This window comes from Sphingobium sp., assembly GCF_035511395.1.
GTDB lineage: Bacteria > Pseudomonadota > Alphaproteobacteria > Sphingomonadales > Sphingomonadaceae > Sphingobium.
In genome coordinates this window covers 1-2,443 of record NZ_DATKFP010000154.1, presented here as the reverse complement: position 1 = coordinate 2,443, position 2,443 = coordinate 1, and the positions used below count along the sequence as shown (strand labels likewise).

Genomic DNA, 2,443 nt, shown 5'->3' with positions numbered 1-2,443 from the left:
GAGAACCAGACGAGCTGCCAGCTTCGCCCCAGCGTCCGACCCACCGAGACGATGCCGGTTCCATAGCCGCCGTCGATGAAAACCGCGTCGGCCTTATGTTCGTCCTCGAGCTGGGCAAGCTTGTTGGCCACCGCCACATCGTTGTCGTTCTTCGGCATGGTTGCGAGGATCTGGAACATCAGCCCCTGACGCATGCCGATCACAAGCTCGTCGTCGCCTTCCCATGCAGGGTCGCAGGTGATGATCTTCGGCGCCCAGTTGTATTGCTCCGCGCGCAACTGACGGCCGAACGCCGCCTCGACATCGGCCTCGGAGATGAACTGCTTGGCCGACATGGAAGGGAAGATGCCCCTAACGCGCACCTTCACGAAGTCCGATTCCTCGCCATAGTCCTCGATCCACTTCGCGATCTGGACCTTGTTGGTGCCGGGCACCGTGCGACTGTCGATCTGGCGCGCGATCCAGCGGTGGCGCAGGTTGCGGAAGCATTCGCGGAAACGGCCCGTCGCCTGCGTCGGATTGCCGAACACGACCCAGATGATGATCGTGTCCTCGTCGGTCAGCGCGCCCTCGGCGACCTCCCACACCTTGTTGTGAATCTTTGAAGCCTCGTCGAATAGCAGGACGACGATTTTGCCCTTGTTGTGGAGGCCGGCGAAGGCCTCGGTGTTGTGTTCCGACCAGGGCACAAAGTCGGCCCGCCAGGAATCGGTATGCGCCGCGTCGCGCGCCTTGATCGAGGTCGCCTGCACGTCGAACCAATGCGCGGTGATGGACGAGCGGAACCACTTCGACACCTCGGGCACGGTCTTGGTACGGAGCTGCGTGTCGGTGTTGGCGGTGGTCAGGACCTTGGCATCGTCGAAGCAGGACATCGCCCAGTTCGAGATCATGCCCATGCCGGCAGACTTGCCGATGCCGTGACCCGAGGCGACGGCGATCAGGCACGGCTGATAACGTTTCTCAGGGTCCTGAAGGTGATCCCGGATCGCGGCCAGCATGTCGGCCTGCCATTCGCGCGGGCCATCGACGTCGGCGAGATCGCCATGCCCCCAGTCCCACGCGGCTTGCGCCCATGCCAGCGGATCGTACTGGCACGATGCCGCGAGATCGGCGAGTTCCGCCTCGAGATCGAGAGCCGCTTCAGCCATTGCGGCGCTCCTTTGCCCGGCGCAGGCGGCCGGCGAGGTCGCCCGTCACGTTGAGGTCGAGCTTGTCGTTGTAGAGGCTCAGATGCCGGGCGAGCTGGTCCAACGCCTTCGACTTGTCGGCGAGTTTAACCGTGAAATTCTGGTTGCGGTCCCAGCCCCAGCCGACGATGGCGCGGCGAATCTTCTCCGGAAGCCTGCGAATGTCGGTCGGCCCGCGCAGGCCATAAAGCTTGCCATCCTCACCGATGTGATACCCCTCGCCTGCCTCAGCCTCGGTCGCGTCAGTCAGCTCGACCATCATGTCGGCCGGGTCCCAGAACGCCATGGAGGCGATCTCGGCAAGCACGCGCTCTGCTGAAATATCGAGCTTTTCCGCGCGTTTATCCATGCCGCGCGCGACGGCGGCCGCGATGTCAGCATTTAGCAACAATCGGCTTCCCTGCTGAACGGCGGTCTTGGGGCTGTACCCAGCGCGGATAGCGGCCTGCGTCGCGTTGAGATCGACGAGGTATTCGCGGGCGAAAGCTTGCTGTTTCGGGTTCAGTACCATGGACGGCACGATCGGCCATCTATTTCCGAAGTCGAGACGGCTAACCCTTGGGGCTGCCAAGTCCAATGTTCGACCAGTCGAGACCGACCGGCTCTGCATCTGGCTCACTTGCCGCGGCCGCCTCGATTTCCTCGTCGGTCATATTGCGGACGCGCTCCCAGTCGGTCTGACCAGGCCCTATGCGCTCAATCTCTTCCCGCGAGTAGCGCACGATTTCCAGAACAAGGACGGCGCCCTGCTCGCAGGGCGCGCAGCCATCGAAATAATCGAGTGGCAATCCTGACTTTCGGCAATACTCGCGCACCTCATGCGCGATAAACGCGGTCCGGCCGGCGGCGGCGCGGTCGGCGGTAGCTCTATCGATTTCAATTCTGTGGCTTTTCATCCGACAACTCCTTCGATTTTCTTCCTCTTCCGGGCCTGACCCGGCGCGGCACCCCCTCCCGGTCGAGAAGGCTGTAGAGCCGGTACCAGGAGAGGCGCCAGCGCGACATGATGTCGAGGACCTCGAGCTTCAGGTCCGAATAGGCCCTGATGACGTCGGCCTGTTCTTTTGCCGTGAGGGGTTCGCGCCAGTGCATTCCTCGATGGCCTCCGCGAGCTTTCGATGCCGCTTGCGCGACATCGCCTGCCGGAAGGACCTAACCTTGGCAGGCAGAAAAGTGACGATGTGACCATCTGTGGGTGCATATACGAGCCTGACCGCCTCCCCGCGGAATTTGATGGCGTGGATTTCCTTGCC

General features: G+C 62.7%; 4 protein-coding genes. All 4 read right to left on the bottom strand.

Annotated features, from left to right (window positions below):
* Nucleotides 1–1,151 (bottom strand): terminase (locus tag VMR39_RS09985; protein ID WP_325415800.1); only part of this gene is annotated, 1,151 nt, incomplete at its 3' end.
* A complete protein-coding gene (locus VMR39_RS09980; protein ID WP_325415799.1) occupies nucleotides 1,144–1,701 on the bottom strand; it encodes a terminase small subunit in 558 nt (185 codons plus the stop codon). The genes VMR39_RS09985 and VMR39_RS09980, both read right to left, overlap by 8 nt.
* A gap of 40 nt (nucleotides 1,702–1,741) precedes the next feature.
* Complete coding sequence (locus VMR39_RS09975; protein WP_325415798.1) at nucleotides 1,742–2,086, bottom strand: hypothetical protein; 345 nt, start codon at nucleotides 2,084–2,086, stop codon at nucleotides 1,742–1,744.
* On the bottom strand, nucleotides 2,067–2,282 hold the full coding sequence (locus tag VMR39_RS09970) for a hypothetical protein (RefSeq protein WP_325415797.1): 216 nt from the start codon (nucleotides 2,280–2,282) through the stop codon (nucleotides 2,067–2,069). The genes VMR39_RS09975 and VMR39_RS09970 overlap by 20 nt, the downstream gene beginning before the upstream one ends.
* Between the last annotated feature and the right edge of the window lie 161 nt (nucleotides 2,283–2,443).

Bases quoted from the DNA above. Each gene is read 5' to 3' on its own strand.
- VMR39_RS09980 (WP_325415799.1), bottom strand. From the start codon at position 1,701: ATGGTACTGAACCCGAAACAGCAAGCTTTCGCCCGCGAATACCTCGTC.
- VMR39_RS09975 (WP_325415798.1), bottom strand. From the start codon at position 2,086: ATGAAAAGCCACAGAATTGAAATCGATAGAGCTACCGCCGACCGCGCC.
- VMR39_RS09970 (WP_325415797.1), bottom strand. From the start codon at position 2,282: ATGCACTGGCGCGAACCCCTCACGGCAAAAGAACAGGCCGACGTCATC.